Genomic DNA, 20,400 nt, shown 5'->3' on the forward strand with positions numbered 1-20,400 from the left:
CGCAAGGAGGCATCATGCGTGCATGGATTCTGTTGCTGGCCGGGCTGCTCGCCACCCCTGCCTTCGCGGGGACGTACGCGCCGGACCTGACGCACACATCGGTCTACTTCGGCGCGTCGCATTTCGATCGCACCACGATGCGCGGCCGCTTCGACAAGATCGACGGCGCCATCAATTTCGATGAAGGCGCCCAACAAGGCGGCTTCGATTTCACTGTCGATGCAGCCTCCATCAACACGCGCCTGCGCGTGCTCGATGGCGTGCTGAAATCCGAGCAGTTTCTCGACGCCCTGCAGTTTCCGGTCATCCGCCTGCGCAGCGATCGCTTTGTCGTGGAAGGCGGCAAGCTCGTCGCCATCGAAGCCAAGCTGACCCTGCACGGCGTGACGCAACCCGTGCGGCTGGACGTACGCCGCTTCAGTTGCGGCGACGAGAAGATGCCCGGCAGCACGCGCCACGTCTGCGGCGGCGACTTCCACCTCGCCATCGCCCGCAGCGCCTTCGGCATGACGCGCTTCCTGCCGGATGTGAGCGACCGCGTCGACCTCGACATCAGCGTGGAAGCCACGCCTCAATAAACCACGCCATCCCTCTATGCCCAATATCGATTTCGCCCTGACCACCGAATACATCGAGCTGCACAAGCTGCTCAAGCTCACCGGCGTGGTCGACAGTGGGGGCGCCGGCAAGGCGGTCGTCGCTGATGGGGCCGTCACCGTCGATGGCCAGCCGGAGCTGCGCAAGACGGCCAAGATCCGCGCGGGCCAGGTGGTGATGCTGGGCGATGTGCGCATCGCCGTGCACGAAGCCGAGTAGCACGGTAGGTGTTTGAAAACACGCCGCGTGATAGCGTGCGGCGGTTCATCGTTCTCATCATTCCAGGAGATTGACCATGCCGATCGCACTCTGGTGCGTCTTGATTGCGGGCGTGTTGCCGCTCGTGTGTGCGGCCCTGTCCAAGGCCAGCGGCCAGAAGTACGACCACAACAACCCGCGCGCCTGGCTTGCTCAGCAAACCGGCTTTTCCGCGCGTGCAAACGCCGCGCAGCAAAATCATTTTGAGGCATTCCCGTTTTTTGCGGTGGCCGTGCTGGTGGCCATCCTGGGGGGCGGCGTGATCGACCGCATCAACCTGCTCGCCATCGCGTTCATCGTGGCGCGGCTGCTGTACACGGCCTGCTATTTCGCCGACTGGGCCATGCCGCGCTCGCTGATGTGGCTGGCCGGTTATGGCATCACCATCGCGCTGTTCGTGCAGCCGGCCTTTGTGCACTGAGCTACCGCTCTGCCATCAAAAAACGGCGCTCAGGGGGCGCCGTCTTTTTTGGGGGGTCTGACAGTCGGTGCGGATTACGGCGACGCATCGGGCGGGGCGGCCGGCGTGCGGAACAGCCGCCAGGCCATCCCGCCCAGCACCGCCACCGCTGCCACCAGCGCGCCCCACAGCACCCATTGGCGTGTGCGGCCGCCAGGCGGCTCCGCCTTGAGTGCATCGGCCGGTGACTCGCTCATCGCGCCAAGCTGCGCCGGTGCCACCGCGGGCGACGCCCCGGCCAGCAGATCCGCGCGTGCCACAGGAGCGCCGCGTGCCACCTCTCCCACCGCCAGCATGAACGGCACGTTGCCGCGCGCTGCATACGTGACCGTGGCCGGTCGCCAGCCGATCGCCATCTGCGGCGCACCCGCGCCCAGGCCACCACTGCGCGTATCGACCTGCAGGCGCCAATAACGCTCGCCCGTGGCGGGCACGATGATGGGCGCATTCTCCTGCTCGCCCTTGCCGCCCGCACCGGCTAGCCGGAACAGGCGCGCAGAGGTGACCGGGCGCCACGGTGCCTGCGCATCGGCGCGCGCATACAGGGTGGCCTGTGCGACGGTGTTGGTCTGGGGCAGATGAATCTTCACGCGCTCGACCGGGAACACCCCGCCGGTATCGAACTGGTAGTCGCCGGCGGCGGGTGTCTGCACGGGGGCAAGACCGGTGCGCCACTGGATGGCGCTGTCGACGGGCGCCACGGGAGCGCCAGCGGCCACCTCCGCGCGCACGGCATCCGGCGCGGGTGGTTTGCCCTGCCACGTCAGGCGCAGGTACTTCGCGCGCAAGCCGGTAAATTCGATGCGGTCCTGCACCAGCGTGCTGCCCTGGTTGGACAGGCGGAACAGCGTGGCCTGGGCGACGGGGCTCCAGTGCTGCAAGTCATCGCTGGCTTGCACGCTCACGCCGCTCTGGAATTCCGTTGCCGGCAGCGCCACGACCAGCGCCGTCACCGTGTCATGTAGCTGGCTCAGGTCGACCAGCCATGCGCGAACAGAGGCCTGGGCCGGCTGCGCCCCGGTTGCCCGCAACACGCCATCGGCGCCGAGCACCACACCGGTAGTCCCAGGCTTCTGGGTATCGTCGATGGGCGTTGCGAACCAGTGCACGTCTTGCTGCGTGCGCGCCTGCGGTGCCGGGTCGCGCGGCACCTCGATGGTGAACGGCACGGGCTCGCCGTCGCCGTTGAGGATGCGCAGGTCCGCCAGGCTGGTCTCGTGCGCGTGCGCATAGACGTCTTCATTGAGCGTGACGGCGTAGTAGGCAGCGCCTGGCGTGCCGGTCAGCGCAAAGCGCTCCGCCCAGGCCGGCGCGGACAATAGCGACGCCGCAGCCATCGCAAATACAACGGTCTTCACAGAACCTCCTTGGGTTCGATCTCGGCTTTTGGCTTGGGCGGCAGCGGCGACAGGTAGCCGATCAACAGCAGCAGCACGCCAATCGCGATGAACGACACGATGCGCTCGACGCCCGTCACGCGCGACAGGTCGAACAGGAACAGCTTCACCACCGTCACGCCCAGCAGCGCCCCGCCGGTAAACCACAGCGCGCGGCTGGCACGCCGCGTGGCAAACACCATCACCGCCAGCGCCAGCACCGTCCAGAACATCGACAGCGACGCCTGCACCAGCATCGAGTCGCCCAGGTCATCCAACGTGTACGGCACATGCGCCCAGTGGTGCAGCGTGCGCAACAGCACCGCATTGGCCCAGATGAACAGCGTCGCGCCGACGGCGTAACCGATCACCATCGGCTCGGGCACGAGCTTCTGCAACGCCACGCGGCGCATCCACAGCACAATGGCCAGGAAGACCAGCAGTTGCGCCACGTCCAGCGGGTTCAGGATGGGTAGATAGAACAGCGGTGCGGCATTGCCGTCGCTGGCGGCGCTGACCAGGCTCCACAGCCACAGCAGCGCGGCCAGCGGTGCCGCTCCCCACAGCAGGTAGGCGCGCTCGAAGCGGGCGATCGGCCAGCGGATGCGCCAACCGGCGCCGGCCAGCAGGGCGAGCAGCGCACCGTAGGCGTAGGCCCAGGCGGCAAAGCTCCACATACCTTCGGGCACATATGCATCCAGACGCCAGTAGCCTTCGGTGGCCAGCACGCCGCAGATCAGCCAGAACAGCACGGTGTGCAGCGGTGCTAGCGTGCCATCTTTGACGTCGCGCTCCTGGCAGCGCAGCAGCACGAAAGCGAGCACCACGGCCGCAATCCACACCAGCCCGCCCCAGCCGGCCAGCGGCGACGGTGCCCAGTGTTCGATCGCGGCCAGCGACACCAGGGCAAGCGCGGGCGACAACGCCAGGGCCGGCCACTCGGCCAGCGCCCACTCCAGCTTGCGACGCAGGCCATGCGCGGCCCACGCCGTCAGCACGGCAAAGGCGGCGTACAGCGGAATGTCCGGCCGGTCGACCGTCTTGGTGGCAATGCGCCAAGCCCAGCGGTCGATCTCGTTGCTGCCGCTGCCGAGCCACCACAGCAAACCCCACACCGACGCAACGATGCCGACCACCGGCGCAGCCTTCAACCACGCACGCGCCTCCGCCTTGCCGTGCAGGCGCCAACCGCTGAACACGCCCGCCAGCGCAATCAGCAACCCGCCGATGTAGCGGCTATTGAGCACCGGCCAGCCAGTCTGCGGTGACCAATCGAACGCCGCGCCCAACGCAAAGGCCGCGCCCGCCGCCACTTGAAGCAGCAGGCCCGCCGCCAGCGTCAAGCGACGCTGCTGACGCACACTCAGCCACACCACGGCTGCACCTTCCAGCGCCCACACCGCACTCGTGGTGCGCCCGTCAAAGGCCAGCGGAATGGCCAGCGTGATGAAGATCACGCCCAGCGCGAACATCGCTTCGAACAGCAAACCGAGATTGGCGCGCTTGGGCGCCAGCCATCCGGCAATCAGCAGATAGAACGCCGCCAACGCGGTCGCGCTCCACGCCATCGCAAACGGAATGTGGTGCACCAGCCCGGCCTGCAGCCCCATTGCCACCAGCGGCGTGCCGAACACCAGCGTGCCGTCGACGTAGTGGTTGAGGCTGACATGGCGGCGCAGCGCGTACAGCAGCGCAATGCCCACATACATCAGGAAGAACAGAATCAGGAACGGCTCGGTGCTCGCCAGCAATGCCGGCTGGTAGCGCAGCACGCCCCACGCCGTGGCAATGCCGAACGTAAAGATAAAGCCCAGCAGATTCAGCGCCCGCCACGCCCGGAACCAGGCAATCGCAAAGATGCCCGCGTTGAGCAGCGCGTAGTAGCTGAACAGCGCCACGTGGCTGCCCTGACCGGTGGAGATCAGAATAGGCGCCAGGAAACCGCCCGCGCTGCCGGTAAAGGCCAGCGCCGGTGCGTTCTGCCTGACTGCCAGCCCGGCGGCCAGCGCGCAGATCAGCACCAGCAGCGGAAACGCCATCCCCGGCGAGAGCAGCGGCACCATGCGCGTGGCCGCAAACACCGTCAGATACAGCACGCCGACGCCGCCACCCTGCAGCACCAGCGCATAGCCGGGGCGCTTGTCGCGCAAGCGCCAGCCAATGCCCAGCAGCACGATCGCACCCACTGCCACACCGGCCAGGCGGAATTCGACCGGCAGCAGGCTGTTGTCCGCCGCGTATTTGAGCAGGAAGGCCACGCCGAAGAACAGGATCAGGATGCCGACCCGCACCACGCTGTTGCCGCCCAGCAGCCAGTCGCGTGCGGCGCCCACGGCGCGCTCGACCCAGTCGGGCTGGTGCGGAGCCAAAACTGGCGCAGGGGCGGGAACAGGCTGAGGAACAGGCTGAGGAGGGGGCAGAGGAACCGCCACCGGCAGCGGCGGCAATGTCTCAGCCACGGCGTGCGGCGGCACGGCCTGCGGGACCTCGCCAGCGGCGGCGGGCGCAGCAGCCGCTCCCCCCCGGATTTCAGCCATCTGCCGGCGCAGCAGCGAAACTTCGTGCTCCAGGCGCGCCACGCGCTCCTGCAGCGTGGCCTGGGCGGGCGTTGCTGGCGCTTGCACGGGCACGCGGCCCTGCGGGGCATCCGGTGCACCCGGCGGGTTGGCCCACTGCGCGCTCGCTCGCTTGTCCATATACAGGATCAGCGACGCCAGCCCCAGGCCGATCAGCGCCCCAGCGAACGCCCCGACGACGCCTCCCGACAGGCCTCCCAGCAGCATCCCCACGATTCCGAATATCCAACGCATCGTTCTGATTGTCCTGTTTGGATAGGAAAAACATGCGCCGACTAGCGCACGCACCGCTCGTATACCGCAAAGCGCCGCCGATGGGAATGCGTCCAGCCCCCGTCGAAAGCATCATCGGCCCGTGCGACAATGCGCGCTTTGCCAAAAACGGCCTATCTTCCGACCAACCTGCCGACCACCCGCATGGCCCTCAAATCCACGATCTACAAGGTCGATCTGCAGATCGCCGACATGGATCGCCACTACTACGGCAACCACGCGCTGACCGTCGCCCGCCATCCGAGCGAGAACGACGAACGCATGATGGTGCGCGTGCTCGCCTTCGCCCGCCACGCCAGCGAAGCGCTCGCCTTCACGCGCGGCCTGTCCGAACCCGATGAACCCGAGCTCTGGCAGCGCGACCTGACCGACGCCATCGAACTCTGGATCGACCTCGGCAACCCCGACGAAACCCGCATCCGCAAGGCATGCAACCGCGCCGAGCAGGTCGCTGTATATACCTATAGCGGCAATGCCAGCCGCGTGTGGTGGCAGCAGACCGAAACCAAGGTCACGCGCTTTACCAACCTGTCGGTGTACGAAGTTGCTGCGGACACCGTCGCCGCGCTGGCCGCCATGGTGAAACGCACCATGCGTCTGCAGGTCACCATCCAGGACGGCGACATCTGGATCGCCAACGACGCGGACAATGTCCACGTCCAGCTCGAAACGCTCAAGGCCGCCCAGGCTGCCTGAGCCCGCTCTCACCCACGCCCACTCACGAGGCTCACCATGACCACTACCACTGCAAGCGGCCTGCAATACGAAGACGTCGTCATCGGCGACGGCGCTGAAGCCACGGCCGGCAAATACGTCACCGTGCACTACACCGGCTGGCTGTACGAAAACGGCCAGGCCGGCCGCAAGTTCGACTCCAGCAAGGACCGCAACGACCCGTTCGCCTTTCCGCTGGGCGCCGGCCACGTCATCAAGGGCTGGGACGAAGGCGTGCAAGGCATGAAGGTCGGCGGCACGCGCAAGCTGATCATTCCGGCGGCCCTGGGCTACGGCGCACGCGGCGCGGGCGGTGTGATCCCCCCGAACGCAACGTTGCTTTTTGAGGTCGACCTGCTGGAAGTCTGATCCTGCGCTAGAATCGCGCCCTGCTTGCGATGCGTCACACGGTGCATCGCAAGCCGCCTCCCCCGGCGGGGTGGCAGAGTGGTCAATGCTGCGGCTTGCAAAGCCGTATAAGACGGTTCAATTCCGTTCCCCCGCCTCCAGTTTTCCGGTCTCGACACGTCTACCGTTGCGGCCGCGCCATAGTCAAACGTTCCCCAGCCTCGCAACGCCCTGTTTCCCGGGTATCGTTCGCCTGCCCGCGTGACCGCTCGTAACGATTGCTCTATGCTTGCGACATGGCCGTCACCCGAGAGGATCTCGAACAGAACCGGTTGCGCGCCGCCCTGGGTGATTCGCCCGTCGCGTCGTCGTTGCTGACCGAGGCTGCGCTGGAAGCGTCGCTTGCATCGACGCTCGCGCGGCTGTCGGCTGCGCCCGGCGAATGCCAGGACGCCTGGGTGTTCGGCTACGGCTCGCTCATCTGGAACCCGATGATCTTCCACACCGAGGCCGCCCGCGCCACGGTGCATGGATACCACCGCGGCTTCTATCTCTATTCCCGCATCAACCGTGGCACCTGGGACAACCCAGGGCTGGTGCTCGGCCTGGACCGTGGCGGCAGCTGCCGGGGCGTGGCCTTCCGCGTGCCGCGCGAGCATGCGGAGCACGAATTCCGCGTGCTCTGGCGCCGCGAGATGCTGACCGGCGCCTACCTGCCGCGCTGGCTGCCGACCGAGATCAACGGCAAGCGCGTCCTGGCGCTGGCCTTTGTCATGAACCGCGCGCACGAGGCCTATGCCGGCCGCCTGCCCGACGAACGCGTGGTCGGCTGCCTGCGCGAAGCGGTCGGGCTGTACGGCCCGGCACGCGAGTACCTGCAGCGCACGCTGATCGGCCTGGCCAGCAACGGGCTGCACGATCCGTACTTGGACCGCCTGTGGGCGCGCCTGCAAGCCACCGACGCCGCCAACGCCCCCTCTGCCGCAGCGCAGACGACGGACGCCGCGCCACTGCCCGACCCCTATCTCAGCGCCTGAACCCGCCCGCCATGCTCATCGCCCCGCGTCCCGCGCTCAACCAGCTCATCGGCGTCATGCTGGGGATGGCACTGGCCGTGGGCGACATGGCGAATGCGTGGCAGGAACAGCATCTGCCGATCCTGCATGTCGCGGCCAACGCCAGCACCAAGGGGACACCCAGTGCCGCGCACACCCCTGACGCGCGCCCTACGCGCCGCAGCGACGCCGCCACGCGTGACCGCGACCTGATCGTCGCCGCGCAGACCGGGAACACGATGGCCATCCAGGCGTTGCTGGCCGAAGGCGCCAGCCTCAAGGCACGCGACGCCGACGGCCGAACCGCGCTCATCGCCGCCGTGAGCGCACACATGGGCGCGGCGGCCCGGTTGCTCATCCAGGCGGGGGCCGACGTCAACCTGCAGGACAACGCACAGAACAGCGCCTTCCTGCTCGCCGCCATTCAGGGCGATGCCGAAACCGTGCGCCTGGCGCTGTCGCACGGCGCCAATCTGCGCGCTACCAACGCCGACGGCGACACCGCGCTGATCCCTGCCGCACGCCGCGGTTACGTGGAAGTGGTGAGCGAACTCGTGAAAGCCGGCGTGCCGCCCGACGCCACCAACAACCTGGGCCTCACGGCGCTGATCGAAGCCGTGGCCCTGGGCGACGGCAGCGACAAATACGAGAAAACCGTGCAGATCCTGCTCGACGGCGGGGCCGACCCAAACCTGCCCGACCGCGGCGGTATCACACCGATGCGGCATGCCCGCCAGCGCGGCTTCCACGGCATCGGCGCACTCTTGTTCAAGGCGCGCGGACATTAAAAAAGGGGCCACTCTGGCCCCTTTCTCTTGACTGTCACTCTTTAGGCTGCCGCCGGTTTCTCGGCCGCCGCGTTCCTGGCGTTTTCCTGCTCCTGCAGCGTGCGCCACATCACCTTGCCGGTGCCGGACTTGGGCAGCGCATCCACGAACTCCACCACGCGCGGATACTTGTAAGCGGCCATGTTGTCGCGCGCCCAGTTGATGATGTCGTCTTCCGTGGTCTTGCCCTTGGCGTGGGCCTTGAGCACCACCACCGCCTTGACCGACTCGCCGCGATACGTATCGCGCGTGCCGATAATGCACGCCTCCTGCACGTCCGGGTGCTTGTACAGCAGGCTCTCCACCTCAGCCGGCCAAACCTTGAAGCCAGAGGCGTTGATCATGCGTTTGAGGCGGTCGGTGAGGAAGAAGTAGCCGTCTTCGTCCATCCGGCCCAGGTCGCCCGTGCGGAAGAACTGCTTGCCGTCGAATTCGATGAAGACCTCGGCGGTGGCCTGCGGCTTGCCCCAGTAGCCGAGGAACACCTGCGGGCCGCTGACGATGATCTCGCCCACCTCGCCCACTGGCAGTTCCTGCAACGTCTGCGGATCGACGATGCGCGCGTCGGTGTTGAACACGGGAATGCCCAGGCACTGCTGCTTGGTGTGGTCGGCCGGGTTGCTGTGCGTGGGCGCGATGGTTTCCGACAGGCCGTAGCCTTCCTGGTATGCCAGGTTGAAATCCTTCAGCAGGCGCTCGGCCACGGCCTGCGGCATCGCCGCGCCGCCGCCACCGATGTAGGCCAGGCTCGACAGGTCGAACTCGGCCAGCTGCGGGCTCGCCAGGAAGTCGATCACCATGGTCGGGATGTTCGTCCAGTGCGTGATTTTGTAGCGCGAGATCAACCGCCCAGCAACCTCGCGGTCCCAGCGCGGCAGCATCACCACCGTGGAGCCCATGTAGATCGGCGCGTTCATGCCGTACTGCATGCCGGTCACGTGGAACAGCGGGATGATCGACAGGCTCACGCCTTCCTTCGTGGCGCTCGACCACATCGAACCGCCCACCACGTTGTGCATGACGGTGCGATGCGGGTGCATGCAGCCCTTCGGGAAGCCGGTGGTGCCCGACGTGTACGGCATCACGGCCAGGTCGTCCGGCCCGGCGGTGTGTGGACCGGGCACCAGGCGCTGCGCCAGCACGCCGTTCCAGTCGGTGGCGCCCGGCTGCGCCGGATGCTCGGCGGTGATCCACGCAGGCGGCGCGTCTTCCGGGTATTCGTAGGTGGCGGGCAGCGCGTCAGCGTAGGACGTGACGAGCAGATGCTTCGTACGCTGGGCTTCCGGCAGCTCGGCGTTGGATGTCGTCACGTTGACGGCGAGATCCGCGCTGCAGATGACCGTGGTGGCGCCCGAATCGGTGATGTAGTGCTTGAACTCTTCGGGCCGGTTCATCGGGTTGACCGGCACGACCACCGCATCGGCGCGCAGGATGCCGTAGTACGCGGCAATGAACTGCGGGCAGTTCTGCATGTACAGCAGCACGCGGTCGCCCTTCTGTACGCCCGCCACCTGCTGCAGCCAGCCCGCCACGGCAATCGCATCATCATGCAGCTCGCGGAAGGTGGTGTGGCGACCGTAGAAGATGATCGCATCCTTGTCCGGATAGCGTCGGGCAGACACCTCCAGGTTGTACCAAAGGCTCGTTTGCGGCGAGCTGATGTTGTGCGGCATCCGCCGGGGCCAGAACTGGAAGTGCGGTCGTGTCATGCCATGTCTCCGTAAGTCTGCGTGTTGTTGTTTTTACCTGATGGTATCCGAACGATCGTTCTATTTTCAACCGCTACCCAGAAATACGCTTTTGCGGGGTGAAAACAGCCCACACCACCCCAAGTAAAATGCACAACACCCCCGCCGGCGCTGCTTGCCGGTAGCAAGTCCCTAGGAGAATCCCGACGATGAGTGACGTCACCACGCAGAATTTCGCGCAAGAAGTGATCGAAACATCTCGCCAAGTCCCGGTCCTGGTTGATTTCTGGGCGCCGTGGTGCGGCCCCTGCCGCACGCTGGGCCCGATGCTGGAAAAGCTCGAAGCCGAATACGCGGGCAAATGGAAGCTCGCCAAGATCAATTCAGACGAAAATCCAGAGCTGTCCGCACAGTTCCATGTGCGCAGCATTCCGTATGTGGTGGCGTTTGTGGATGGCAAGCCGGTCGACCAGTTCGTCGGCGTGCTGCCCGAGGCGCAACTGCGCGCCTTTCTTGATCGCGTGATTCCGCAACCGGCCGAAGTGGCCTACCGCGAAGGGCTGGCCGCCCGCCAAGCCGGGGAGATGGCCCGCGCGCGCGAGGCACTCCAGAACGCGCTGGCCTTGGACCCAGGCTTCGATGCCGCCCGCTTCGAGCTGGTGAATGTGCTGCTCGACAGCGGCGACGCGCATGCCGCGCAAGACGAATTCGCGCTGCTCTCACCCAAGGCGCCGCAGGACGCGCGCTATGCGCCGCTGGAAACGCGCCTGAAAGCGGCCGAACGTGCCGATGCGCTACCCGATGCCGACGCCCTGCGCGCGCTCGTGGAAACGGAGCCGTCCAACCTGCAGGCGCGGCTCGACCTCGCGCAGCAGTACATCGCCGGCCAGCAATACGAGGCCGCGCTGGAGCAACTGCTCGCCATCGTCGAGCGCGACCGCACATTCCGCGACGATATTGCCCGCAAGACCATGGTGTCGGTGTTCGACATGATGCGCGACGCGCCGCAAGCGGTGTCGCACTGGCGCCGGCAACTCGCGTCAAAACTGAACTGAGAACCCCCATGCGACTGATCTACGTAGCCGACCCGATGTGTTCCTGGTGCTACGGCTTTGGCCCGCAGCTGGCTGACTTGCGCAAGCGGCTGGGCGACACGCTCGGCGCGCCGGTGCCCGTCACGCTCATCACGGGCGGCCTGCGCCCCGGCCAGCGCGAACCCATGGCGGCCGACAAGCGCGACGAAATCCTGCACCACTGGCACGCCGTGGCCGAACGCAGCGGCATGCCGTTCGATCAGTCGCCCGAAGTCGCCATGCGCCGCGACGGTTTCGTCTACGACACCGAGCCCGCCTGCCGCGCCGTCGTCATGGCACGCGAGCACTGGGCTGAGGATGACGAGCGCGTGCTGACCCTGTTCCATGCCATCCAGCACGCGTTCTACGCCGAGGGCCGCGACACCACACAGGCCAACGTGTTGCGCGAAGTCGCCATCGCCAACGGCGTCGAGGCGGCACACTTCGATGCCGTGTTCGACACGGATGCGCTGCGCGCCGAAACCCGTGAAGACTTCCGCCTGTCGCGCCGCTGGGGCATCAACGGTTTTCCCAGCCTGCTCACCGAACAGGGCGGCACGCTTTACCAGATCGGGCGTGGCTATGCGCCGGCGTCGGCGCTGTACGCGCGGGCGGTGGAAGTGCTGCAGCAGCATCCCGCACCGGACGCCGGATGACACGTTTGCCCGTCGTCAAAGTGGGGCGCGCCAGCTGTCGCGTAAGCTGACGGCCTTGCCTACCCAATTCGGCTACCCAACGCATCCGCCTACCATGCCCGTGATCGAATGGTCAGAGGCGCTCCACCTCGGAGACGCCGCCACCGACGCCAACCACGCCGAGTTCTGCGCATTGCTCAACGCCGTTGCCGATGCACCGGACGCTGAGTTCATTGCCGCGCTCGATGCCTTCATCGCGCATACCGAGGTGCACTTCAGCGAAGAAAATGCGTGGATGGACGCGGCGGAATTCCCGCCCCGCCACTGTCATCGCGGCGAGCACGACAACGTGCTGGCGCTGTGCCATGAAGTGCGCAAGCGCACCGCGGCTGGCGACATGGAACTGGGGCGGAGATTGATCGCGGAACTGCCCGCCTGGTTCGCCCAGCATGTGGACGTGATGGACCGCATGATGACGACGTATCTGGCGCAAGCGCACAACGCGGTGGCGACCGTTTGAACTCCCGCGCCACGTGGCGTAGAGTCTGACGACCTCTCCCCGTGAACCAGGAGTTGCCATGCAGACCACCGACGATGCGGCATTCCAGGCCGACGTGATCGACGCCTCCCAACACCGGCTTGTGCTCGCCTGCTTCATGACCCTATGGAGCGGCCCCAGCAAGGCGGCCATGGTCAACCTCGAAACACTCGAGCCGGCTTACACCGACATGGCCACGTTTGTGACCATCGACGTCGACGCGAGCGATGCCGCCGCGCAGAAGTACGGCGTTCGAGACGTGCCCGCCTTCGTGCTGTTCGACAAGGGCCAGGTGAAAGACACGTGGGCTGGCAGCGATATCGACCAGATCCAGAAAAAGCTGGATCAATACGCGCCCAAATAGACGGGCGCCCAGCCCCAGGCGCTACTGGCTGATGGCCCGCAGCGCCGTCGACGCGGCCACCATCCCAAACACCGCCGTCACGCAGACCGACGAACCGAAGCCCGCGCAAGCGAGTCCCTGCGGGCCCTGCGCAGGCTGCGGTGCGGGCGGCGCATTGACCAACTCGATGGCTCCGGCCGCTGCCAGGTCATCGATGCCGGCGTGGCTCGACTCCACCGGCACCTCAACGGCGCATGCCTGCTGCTCGGGTTCGGGATAACGCAACGGCTCATCCGAGAACACGGCATCCACGCCGAACTTCGCCTTCGGGTTCTTTGAAAAGCCATGCTGGCGGCGCAGATTGCCCCGCACCTTGGCCAGCAGCGGATCCTGAATCGTGCGCGAAAGATCCGTGACGCGGATGCGCGTCGGGTCCAGCTGGCCGCCCGCTGCACCGCAGGTCACCACGCGCTTGCCGGTGCGCTTGCAGAACGCGAGGATGGCCGTCTTCACCTTGACGGCGTCGATAGCGTCGATCACGTAATCGAACGGATGGCCCAGCAAGGCCTCAACGTTTTCCACGGTCACGAAATCGTCGATGCGGCTGATCTCGGCACGCGGATTGATCTGGAGGATGCGCTCGGCCATGGCGTCCACCTTGGCCATGCCATAGGCATCACCCAGCGCGTGAATCTGGCGGTTGGTGTTGGAGACGGCAATGTGATCCAGATCGATGAGGGTGAGCTTGCCGACGCCGCAGCGCGCCAGGGCCTCGGCTGCCCATGAGCCCACGCCCCCGATACCGATCACGCACACGTGCGCCGCCGCAAAGCGCTCCAGCGCCTGCGGACCATACAGGCGCGCGACGCCGCCAAACCGGCGTGCGTATTCATCATCAAGGACGGGCGGATGCGCGGGCGCGCTGATTGCTACTTGGCTCATGACACAATGAAATCGTGGTTGCGCCGAACTATATAACAACGTGCGCGGTCGCATTTTTGTGCCAATACCAACAAAAAACCGATGCGTACATCCGGCAAACTCGCCCTCGGACTGATCATCACCCCTGTCGTCATCGTGGCGGCGGCGGTCATTTTTGTGCTGACGTTCGACTGGAACCGCGCCAGGCCCTATCTGAACGACCGCGTTTCGCAGGCCATCGGGCGCCCATTCGCCATCAATGGCGACCTCATGCTCTCGTGGAAAAAGCCCGAAGGCGAATCGGGCTGGCGCGCGTATGTGCCGTGGCCGCGGCTGATCGCCAACGACATCACGGTGGGCAACCCCGACTGGACCAAGCAGCCGCATGTGGCCACCGTGCAGCGGCTCACCTTCGTGCTGGAGGCGCTGCCGCTGCTGGCGCATCGCATTGTCATCCCGAGCGTGACGCTCGACACGCCTGCGATCGCGCTGGAGCGCGACAAGCAGAACCGCAACAACTGGACGTTCAACCTCGCAGGCAACGAGGAGGGCAAGAAGCCATCGGACTGGAAGCTGGATCTGCGCGAAATTGCCTTCAGCAAGGGCTCGCTGGCACTGGACGATGACGTCAAGCGCATCCACCTGGCTGCCACGATCGACACCGTCGACAACCAGGCGCTGTACACAGCCGCCAACGGCACCGCCATCAAGGGCGAAGACCAACCCGCCCAAGTGCCGGCCGCCTCGGGCGCCTCGGCCCCACAAGCCACGGCGCAAGCGCCCGTCGCACCCGATCCGCAGCAGCCTTACGGCATTGCATGGACGGTCAAGGGCACGTACAACAACGCCGCCATTACCGGTAGCGGCAAGGCCGGCGGCGTGCTGCGCCTGCAAGACGCGCAGCGGCCCTACCCGCTGCAGGCCGACGTGCGGGTCGGCAAGACGCGCATCGACTTGGCAGGCACGCTCACCAACCCCGCCAGCCTGACGGCGCTCGACCTGCGGCTGCACCTGTCGGGCGCGAGCATGGCGCAGCTGTATCCGCTGACGGGCGTGGTGCTGCCGGAGACGCCGCCGTACGACACGCGCGGCCGGCTCATCGGCGAACTGCGCAAGCAAGGGTCAACATGGCGCTATGAAAAATTCACCGGCCGCGTGGGCGGCTCAGACCTCGGTGGCACGCTCACCTTTGCCATGCGCGAGCCCCGTCCACTGCTGACGGGAGAGCTGGTCTCGCACCAGCTGCTGTTTGCTGACCTGGCCCCGATCATCGGTGCAGACTCCAACGCCAGCAAGGCCAAGCGCGCCGACCCCAGTGCCGACCCGGGCGAGAGCAAGACCGTCCGCCAACCGCCCAACAAGGTGCTGCCTGTCGAGCCGTTCCGTACCGACCGCTGGAACGCCATTGACGCCGACGTGAAGTTCACCGGCGAGCGCATCGTCCACACCGCTGAGCTGCCGATCAACCATCTCGTCACGCACGTCAAGCTGCAGGACGCGGTGCTTACGCTCGACCCGCTCAACTTTGGCATTGCGGGTGGCACGCTCACCTCCAACCTCCAGGTCGACGGCCATGCCACGCCGATGCAAGCACGCGCAGCACTGGCCGCACGGCACTTCAAGATCAAGCAATTGTTTCCGAAGATCGAATCGGTGCGCGCGAGTGTCGGCGAGATCAATGGTGATGCCCGGCTCTCGGCCACAGGCAACTCGGTGGCTGCGCTGCTCGGCTCGTCCAACGGCGAAGTGAAGCTCCTGGTCGAGCAAGGCACCATCAGCAAATTCATCCTGGAGGCCATGGGGTTGAACGTGGCCAACGTGATCCTCACCAAGCTTTTCGGCGACAAGCAGGTCACCATCAACTGTGCGGCCGGCGACTTTGCCGTGAGCGATGGGCTGGCGCAGGCGCGCACGTTCGTGGTGGATACGCAGGATGCCGTCATCGATGTGACCGGCTCGACGAGCTTCAAGCAGGAAGCGCTGGACTTCACCATCCATCCGGACTCGAAGGGCCTGCGTGTGTTTTCGCTGCGCACGCCGCTGTATGTGAAGGGCACGTACAAGCATCCGGATGTGTCGATCAACCCGGCGGTGGTGGCACTGCGCGCGGGCGGTGCGGTGGCACTGGCCTTTGCCGCGCCGGTGGCCGCCGTGTTGCCGGTGCTCGAACTCAAGCCCGCGCCGGACAGCGCCTGCGGCAAGCTGCTCGCCGACGTGCGCCAGCGCCCCACCGCGCCACCGCCGGGCAAGACGTATCACAGCAAGAAGCCGGGGCGCACGCCGGAAGGCGATCTGAAATCGACGCAGCCCGCATCCGGCGCGCCTGCTGCGACACAGCCGCAACGCCAAAGCCGCCCTGCCGCACCTGTCGCGCCTACCGCACGCGATCCGATGACAACCGGCGGCTAAGCGAAAGCCGCCGGCGTCGCGCTACCGGTTACTTTGCCGACCGCCGCTTCGCAATCGTCTCGGCCGTCAAGGGCGGCGTGGCCGGGTCGCCGAACTGCCGCGTGACGTAGTTGGTCAGCGCTGCAAGCTGTTCGTCGGACAACTGCCGCCCAAACGCCGGCATGCCGATGTGCCGATCGCCGGCCTTGCGCTCAATGCCGAACAGGATCACCTGCACGAGGTTGGTCGTGTCCCGCGTGCCGACCGCGGAGTTGTGCAGCAGCGGCGGATAGTAGCCGTCTGGCGTGCCGCGCCCATCCGCCTGGTGGCACGTAGCGCAATTGCCGAGATACAGGCGCGCTGCATCGATCGTGGTTTCGATGGGCTTGCCGCGCAGCGCCGTCACATCCGTGGCGGGCTTGCCCCAGTCCTGGCGCGCACGCTCCAGGTTATTGCTCACGGCGGGCACGGTGCGCAGGTATTCAGCGATGGCCTGCACGTCCTGCATCGTCATGCGCGAAAAGCTGTGCTGCACCGCCTCGCCCATCGGCCCTGCGGCTTGCGCGACCCCGGGCAGGCTGCCGGTGCGCAGATACTGCACGAGCTGTTCGGGCTTCCACGCGCCGATGCCGCTAGTCGGGTCGGAGGTGATGTTGAACGCCGTCCAGCCCGCCAGCGTGGAGCCTGCCAGGTAGCCGCTGCCGCGCTCGTCCATGGCCTTCTCCTGCATGGCAAAGCCGCGCGGCGTGTGGCACGTGCCACAGTGTGCAAGCCCCTGCGTGAGATACGCACCGCGATTCCACGTCGGCGGCTTGTCGCCCCTGGGGATGTACGGCTCGGTCTTGAGGAAGATCAGGTTCCACAGCTTGAGCGGCCAACGCATGTTCAGCGGCCAGCGGATCGTGCTCGGCGGTGGGTCGTTCTGCACCGCTGGTACGCCGTAGCGGAAGTACGCATACAGGTCGCGCATGTCCGCATCGTTGATCTTCGCGTATGACGGATACGGCATGGCGGGATAGAGATTGTCACCGTCGTCATCCACGCCCTTGCGCACGGCACGTTCGAAATCTTCGTAGCTCCATTTGCCGATGCCGGTCTTCTCATCGGGCGTGATGTTGCTGGTGTAGATCGTGCCCAGCATCGGAATCGGCATCGGCAAGCCGCCCGCGAACGGCTTGCCCCCGGGCGCGGTATGGCAGGCAGCGCAATCGGCAGCAATGGCGAGGTATTCGCCGCGTTTGATCTGCGCAGCATCGGCTGGGGTGTCCTTGGCCCATGCAGTCGCCGTCAAGCTGGAGAGCAACAGGAAAGAAGCGATCGTTTTCATCTCACGCCTCCTTCTTCAGTTGATCGGCAATGCGCAGGGCCAGCGCCGCGATGGTCAGCGTCACGTTGACGGTGCCCACCGTCGGCATGGTGGAACTGCTGCTGATGAACAGGTTCGGGTGGTCGAACGTCCGGCAGTCCTTGTCGACCACGGAGTCTTTCGCATCCGCCCCCATGATGGTCGCGCCGGTGATGTGATTGTTGGGCGCGAAGTCGTCGTGGAACTGCACGTCGGTGCCACCGAGCACCTTGGCCGCCGTGGCGTAGACCTCCCGCGTATGCACGGCGCTACGTTTGACGTAGTCGTCAATGTGGTACGTGATCTCCGGACGCGGGATGCCGATGGCATCGACCTCGGTCGCGCTTGGCACGATGCGGTTCTCGGGCATGGGCAGGATCTCGTGGAAGCTGTCGAACTGCACGTAGCGTGCGGCCTGATCGCGGATGCGCGCGTTCAATTCAGCAGCCTTGATGAGCTTGCCTTCCTTGAAGATGCGCTGCGTCTCCTGCTCGATGCGCGACATGTTCGACAGGTGCAGCTTCTTGCCCGCCTGCGTGGCACGGAACGGCCCGTCGCGAAAGCCGATCAGCGACGTCATCTCCTGCGGGCCGCGCCCCGGCCACAGCTTGCGGTCGGCATAGAAACTCACGCCGGTGCCGGGGTGGTCCATCAGGTTGCGGCCCACCATGTCAGAGCTGTTGCCCACGCCCTTGGGATAATCCTGGCTGGTCGACATCAGCATCAGCTTGGGCGTCTCGATGCCGTTGGCAGCCAAGACGAACCACTTCCCTTCCACGCGGTGCTCGACGCCCTTCTGGTCTTTGTAGCGCGCCGCCACAATGCGCTTGTTGGCGCCGACTTCCAGCTTGAAGACCACGGCGTTCTCGATGAGTCGCGCGCCGGCCTGCTCGGCTTTCTCCACGTGAACGATGCCGTTGTACATCGCCCCGATCGGGCAGATCGGCATGCAGTTGTTGTTGCCGCAGCAGGTGGGGCGGCCATCGTAAGGGCGGCTGTTGCGGGCGACCGGCTCGGTCACCACATGGAAGCTTGCGTCGTGCGCGTTGAGCGCTTCCTTGATCGTGCGTTCGTTGAACGACAGCGGCAGCGGCGCCATCGGATATGGCCGGCTGCGTGGAGAGCCAAGCTCCTCATCGTTTGGCCCCCACACGCCGAGCGCCTCTTCGGCAAGACCGTAGTAGCGCTCAAGGTCTTGATACTGGAGCGGCCAGTCCCGCGCAATGCCGTACACGCTGCGCAGCTTGAAGTCGTTCGGCATGAAGCGCCAAGCCGACGCCGCCCAGTGCCAGGTCGTGCCGCCCACCGCGCGGATGTACTGCGAGTTGAACTGGTGCTCGCCCTTGAGAACGAGGTAGTTGTTGGGCGGGCCGTATTCCGGATGCGGCGCCCATGGTGTCGATGGATACGGCGCCATGAAGTCCATCTTGTCGGCCTGGTTGCGGAAGCGCTCGACAATCTCCCAGCGCGGCAGGCGCGGGCCGGCTTCGAGCATCAGCACCGACTTGCCCGCGCGCGCCAGTTCGTACGCCACCAGCGCCCCGGCCACACCGGAGCCCACCACAACGATATCGGCTTGTTGGGTATCTGGCATCAGGCTTGCCTCTCGATAGGGGGCTCGGCCCAGAAGCCGGGTTGGTTGGGGCAATACGTGCGGATGACCAGGGTGTCGGACACCACGCCGTACATCAGCGCCTGCTCGTACGTGACGACGTTGCCGTCGACCACGCCCAGGTACCACGCCTCCAGGATTCGCAGCGCAGTCTTCTGTTGCGCATCGCTGAGCGAACCGCCGGTCAGCGCCTGTGCCAGCGGACGCAGCTGCGCGGCAAAGTCCGCACTGGATTTGCCCAGCGCCGCCAGCAACCGCGTGCCAACCGCACGGTCCAGCGCCGGCCGCGCCGTCAGCGCCTGTGACAAGGCCATGAAGGCGTCCAGCGGCTCACCGGGCGCCTGGGCCACCGCGCGCAGCACCTGCGAGCCCACCAGCCCGGCCGCAGCCAACGCCAGCGTGCCCTGCAGCCACTGGCGGCGGGTCAGGCCAGCAGGGGTGTCAGGAGAATGGGAAGGGGCCATTTCGACATCCTGTTGAAACTTCTGCGGGGTGGATGGGCGGGCGCCTCGGCCGGACGCCCTTGACTAGCCAATATAGGCGGCGCAGAACAGATCGCCAGAACCTGCCGGCAAGCGCGAACCGTGCCAGCTCCTTGCGTACAAGCAAACGGCGGCCGGCGCGGTTTGTCTATACTCGGCCCGTTCGCTCGCCGCACACGCTGTTGCACCCCGACGCCTATGACTTCCATTGCCGATATCCGCACTGAATACGCCCGCGCCTCGCTCGACATCGCCGACGTCGATGCCAACCCCCTGCGCCAGTTCCGCCGCTGGTTCGACGAGGCTCTCAAGGCCGAGGTGGCCGAAGTCAACGCCATGACGCTCGCCACCGTCGACCCGCAGGGCCAGCCCTCGGCCCGCATCGTCCTGCTCAAGAACCTCGACGAGCGCGGTTTCACCTTCTTCACCAACTACGCCAGCCACAAGGGCGAGGAGCTGGCTGCCAACCCGCATGCCGCGCTACTGTTCCACTGGATCGGGCTGGAGCGGCAGGTGCGCATCCAGGGCATCGTCGAAAAGGTGAGCGAGGCGGAAAGCGATGCCTACTACCACTCGCGCCCGCTGGGTTCGCGCCTGGGCGCGTGGGCTTCGGAGCAAAGTAGCGAGGTGCCCGACCGCGCCACGCTGGAAGCGCGCGAAGCCGAATACCGCCAGCGCTTCGGCGACGCCCCGCCCCGCCCGCCGCACTGGGGCGGCTACCGTTTGCTGCCCGAGCGGCTGGAGTTCTGGCAGGGCCGCCCGTCGCGTCTGCACGATCGGCTGGAATACCGCAAACAGCCCGACGGCAGCTGGAAGATCGTCCGCCTCGCCCCCTGATCGGCCGTAGGGAGCGCAATACGTTATTGCGCATTGCACCAAGCCGGCACGGCG

General features: G+C 66.2%; 20 protein-coding genes and 1 tRNA gene. 14 read left to right on the plus strand and 7 right to left on the minus strand.

The window, feature by feature from the left end; all coding sequences use genetic code 11:
• The first annotated feature begins 14 nt into the window (after nt 1–14).
• From NG900_RS09150 to NG900_RS09160, 3 genes are all read left to right on the plus strand, one after another.
• The gene (locus NG900_RS09150) at nt 15–578 is read left to right on the plus strand and encodes a YceI family protein (RefSeq protein WP_252679459.1); all 564 of its coding nucleotides are present in this window, start codon (nt 15–17) and stop codon (nt 576–578) included.
• A gap of 16 nt (nt 579–594) precedes the next feature.
• The gene (locus NG900_RS09155) at nt 595–816 is read left to right on the plus strand and encodes an RNA-binding S4 domain-containing protein (protein ID WP_252679461.1); all 222 of its coding nucleotides are present in this window, start codon (nt 595–597) and stop codon (nt 814–816) included.
• Nucleotides 817–892: 76 nt separating this feature from the next.
• The gene (locus NG900_RS09160; RefSeq protein ID WP_252679470.1) at nt 893–1,276 is read left to right on the plus strand and encodes an MAPEG family protein; all 384 of its coding nucleotides are present in this window, start codon (nt 893–895) and stop codon (nt 1,274–1,276) included.
• A 74-nt stretch (nt 1,277–1,350) separates the two neighbouring features.
• Here the strand turns inward: NG900_RS09160 and NG900_RS09165 are convergent, their stop codons facing one another.
• Nucleotides 1,351–2,673, minus strand: coding sequence for a DUF3999 domain-containing protein (locus NG900_RS09165; RefSeq protein WP_252679472.1), 1,323 nt, complete (start codon nt 2,671–2,673; stop codon nt 1,351–1,353).
• The gene (locus NG900_RS09170; protein WP_252679475.1) at nt 2,670–5,501 is read right to left on the minus strand and encodes a DUF2339 domain-containing protein; all 2,832 of its coding nucleotides are present in this window, start codon (nt 5,499–5,501) and stop codon (nt 2,670–2,672) included. The genes NG900_RS09165 and NG900_RS09170 overlap by 4 nt, the downstream gene beginning before the upstream one ends.
• 183 nt (nt 5,502–5,684) lie before the next feature.
• Between NG900_RS09170 and NG900_RS09175 the strand changes: the two genes are divergently transcribed.
• From NG900_RS09175 to NG900_RS09195, 5 genes are all read left to right on the plus strand, one after another.
• Entirely contained in the window at nt 5,685–6,236 is a 552-nt protein-coding gene (locus tag NG900_RS09175) for a YaeQ family protein (protein ID WP_252679476.1), read from the plus strand.
• Between the two features lie 36 nt (nt 6,237–6,272).
• A complete protein-coding gene (locus NG900_RS09180; RefSeq protein WP_252679477.1) occupies nt 6,273–6,623 on the plus strand; it encodes an FKBP-type peptidyl-prolyl cis-trans isomerase in 351 nt (116 codons plus the stop codon).
• 64 nt (nt 6,624–6,687) lie between these two features.
• Nucleotides 6,688–6,763: transfer RNA gene (locus tag NG900_RS09185), tRNA-Cys, on the plus strand.
• A gap of 135 nt (nt 6,764–6,898) precedes the next feature.
• Nucleotides 6,899–7,639 carry a gamma-glutamylcyclotransferase gene (locus NG900_RS09190; RefSeq protein WP_252679478.1) on the plus strand — a complete coding sequence of 247 codons (741 nt, stop codon included), beginning with the start codon at nt 6,899–6,901 and terminating at the stop codon, nt 7,637–7,639.
• Nucleotides 7,640–7,650: 11 nt separating this feature from the next.
• Nucleotides 7,651–8,445 carry an ankyrin repeat domain-containing protein gene (locus tag NG900_RS09195; RefSeq protein WP_252679479.1) on the plus strand — a complete coding sequence of 265 codons (795 nt, stop codon included), beginning with the start codon at nt 7,651–7,653 and terminating at the stop codon, nt 8,443–8,445.
• Between the two features lie 41 nt (nt 8,446–8,486).
• On the opposite strand, the gene NG900_RS09200 is transcribed toward NG900_RS09195, so the two are convergent.
• Nucleotides 8,487–10,193: a long-chain fatty acid--CoA ligase gene (locus NG900_RS09200; RefSeq protein WP_252679481.1), complete on the minus strand. Its 1,707-nt coding sequence runs from the start codon at nt 10,191–10,193 to the stop codon at nt 8,487–8,489.
• A 188-nt stretch (nt 10,194–10,381) separates the two neighbouring features.
• Here NG900_RS09200 and trxA point away from each other — a divergent pair, with 188 nt between their 5' ends.
• The 4 genes from trxA to NG900_RS09220 all read left to right on the plus strand — a co-directional run bounded on the left by trxA (nt 10,382) and on the right by NG900_RS09220 (nt 12,782).
• A complete protein-coding gene (trxA, locus tag NG900_RS09205; protein ID WP_252679483.1) occupies nt 10,382–11,227 on the plus strand; it encodes a thioredoxin in 846 nt (281 codons plus the stop codon).
• An 8-nt stretch (nt 11,228–11,235) separates the two neighbouring features.
• The gene (locus tag NG900_RS09210; protein WP_252679487.1) at nt 11,236–11,901 is read left to right on the plus strand and encodes a DsbA family protein; all 666 of its coding nucleotides are present in this window, start codon (nt 11,236–11,238) and stop codon (nt 11,899–11,901) included.
• Nucleotides 11,902–11,995: 94 nt separating this feature from the next.
• Entirely contained in the window at nt 11,996–12,400 is a 405-nt protein-coding gene (locus NG900_RS09215) for a bacteriohemerythrin (RefSeq protein ID WP_252679835.1), read from the plus strand.
• A gap of 58 nt (nt 12,401–12,458) precedes the next feature.
• Nucleotides 12,459–12,782: a thioredoxin family protein gene (locus NG900_RS09220; protein ID WP_252679488.1), complete on the plus strand. Its 324-nt coding sequence runs from the start codon at nt 12,459–12,461 to the stop codon at nt 12,780–12,782.
• A gap of 21 nt (nt 12,783–12,803) precedes the next feature.
• Here NG900_RS09220 and tcdA read toward each other — a convergent pair whose 3' ends face one another.
• Nucleotides 12,804–13,703 carry a tRNA cyclic N6-threonylcarbamoyladenosine(37) synthase TcdA gene (tcdA, locus tag NG900_RS09225; protein WP_252679490.1) on the minus strand — a complete coding sequence of 300 codons (900 nt, stop codon included), beginning with the start codon at nt 13,701–13,703 and terminating at the stop codon, nt 12,804–12,806.
• Between the two features lie 81 nt (nt 13,704–13,784).
• On the opposite strand from tcdA, the gene NG900_RS09230 reads away from it, so the two are divergent.
• Complete coding sequence (locus NG900_RS09230; RefSeq protein WP_252679492.1) at nt 13,785–16,091, plus strand: AsmA family protein; 2,307 nt, start codon at nt 13,785–13,787, stop codon at nt 16,089–16,091.
• A gap of 28 nt (nt 16,092–16,119) precedes the next feature.
• On the opposite strand, the gene NG900_RS09235 is transcribed toward NG900_RS09230, so the two are convergent.
• From NG900_RS09235 to NG900_RS09245, 3 genes are read right to left on the minus strand one after another with little or no spacing between them, the layout of a single operon-like run.
• Nucleotides 16,120–17,397 (minus strand): c-type cytochrome, encoded by a 1,278-nt coding sequence (locus NG900_RS09235; protein WP_252679493.1) that lies wholly within the window; start codon nt 17,395–17,397, stop codon nt 16,120–16,122.
• Between the two features lies 1 nt (nt 17,398).
• Nucleotides 17,399–19,009, minus strand: a complete 1,611-nt coding sequence (locus tag NG900_RS09240; protein WP_252679494.1) for a GMC family oxidoreductase — start codon at nt 19,007–19,009, stop codon at nt 17,399–17,401.
• On the minus strand, nt 19,009–19,491 hold the full coding sequence (locus tag NG900_RS09245; RefSeq protein ID WP_252679496.1) for a sorbitol dehydrogenase family protein: 483 nt from the start codon (nt 19,489–19,491) through the stop codon (nt 19,009–19,011). Before NG900_RS09245 ends, NG900_RS09240 begins: the two co-directional genes overlap by 1 nt.
• Nucleotides 19,492–19,707: 216 nt before the next feature.
• On the opposite strand from NG900_RS09245, the gene pdxH reads away from it, so the two are divergent.
• Complete coding sequence (gene pdxH / locus NG900_RS09250; RefSeq protein WP_252679498.1) at nt 19,708–20,346, plus strand: pyridoxamine 5'-phosphate oxidase; 639 nt, start codon at nt 19,708–19,710, stop codon at nt 20,344–20,346.
• Nucleotides 20,347–20,400: the final 54 nt, after the last annotated feature.

Origin of the sequence: Ralstonia soli (genome assembly GCF_023955655.1) — a bacterium.
In the GTDB taxonomy this organism is placed as follows: domain Bacteria; phylum Pseudomonadota; class Gammaproteobacteria; order Burkholderiales; family Burkholderiaceae; genus Ralstonia; species Ralstonia soli.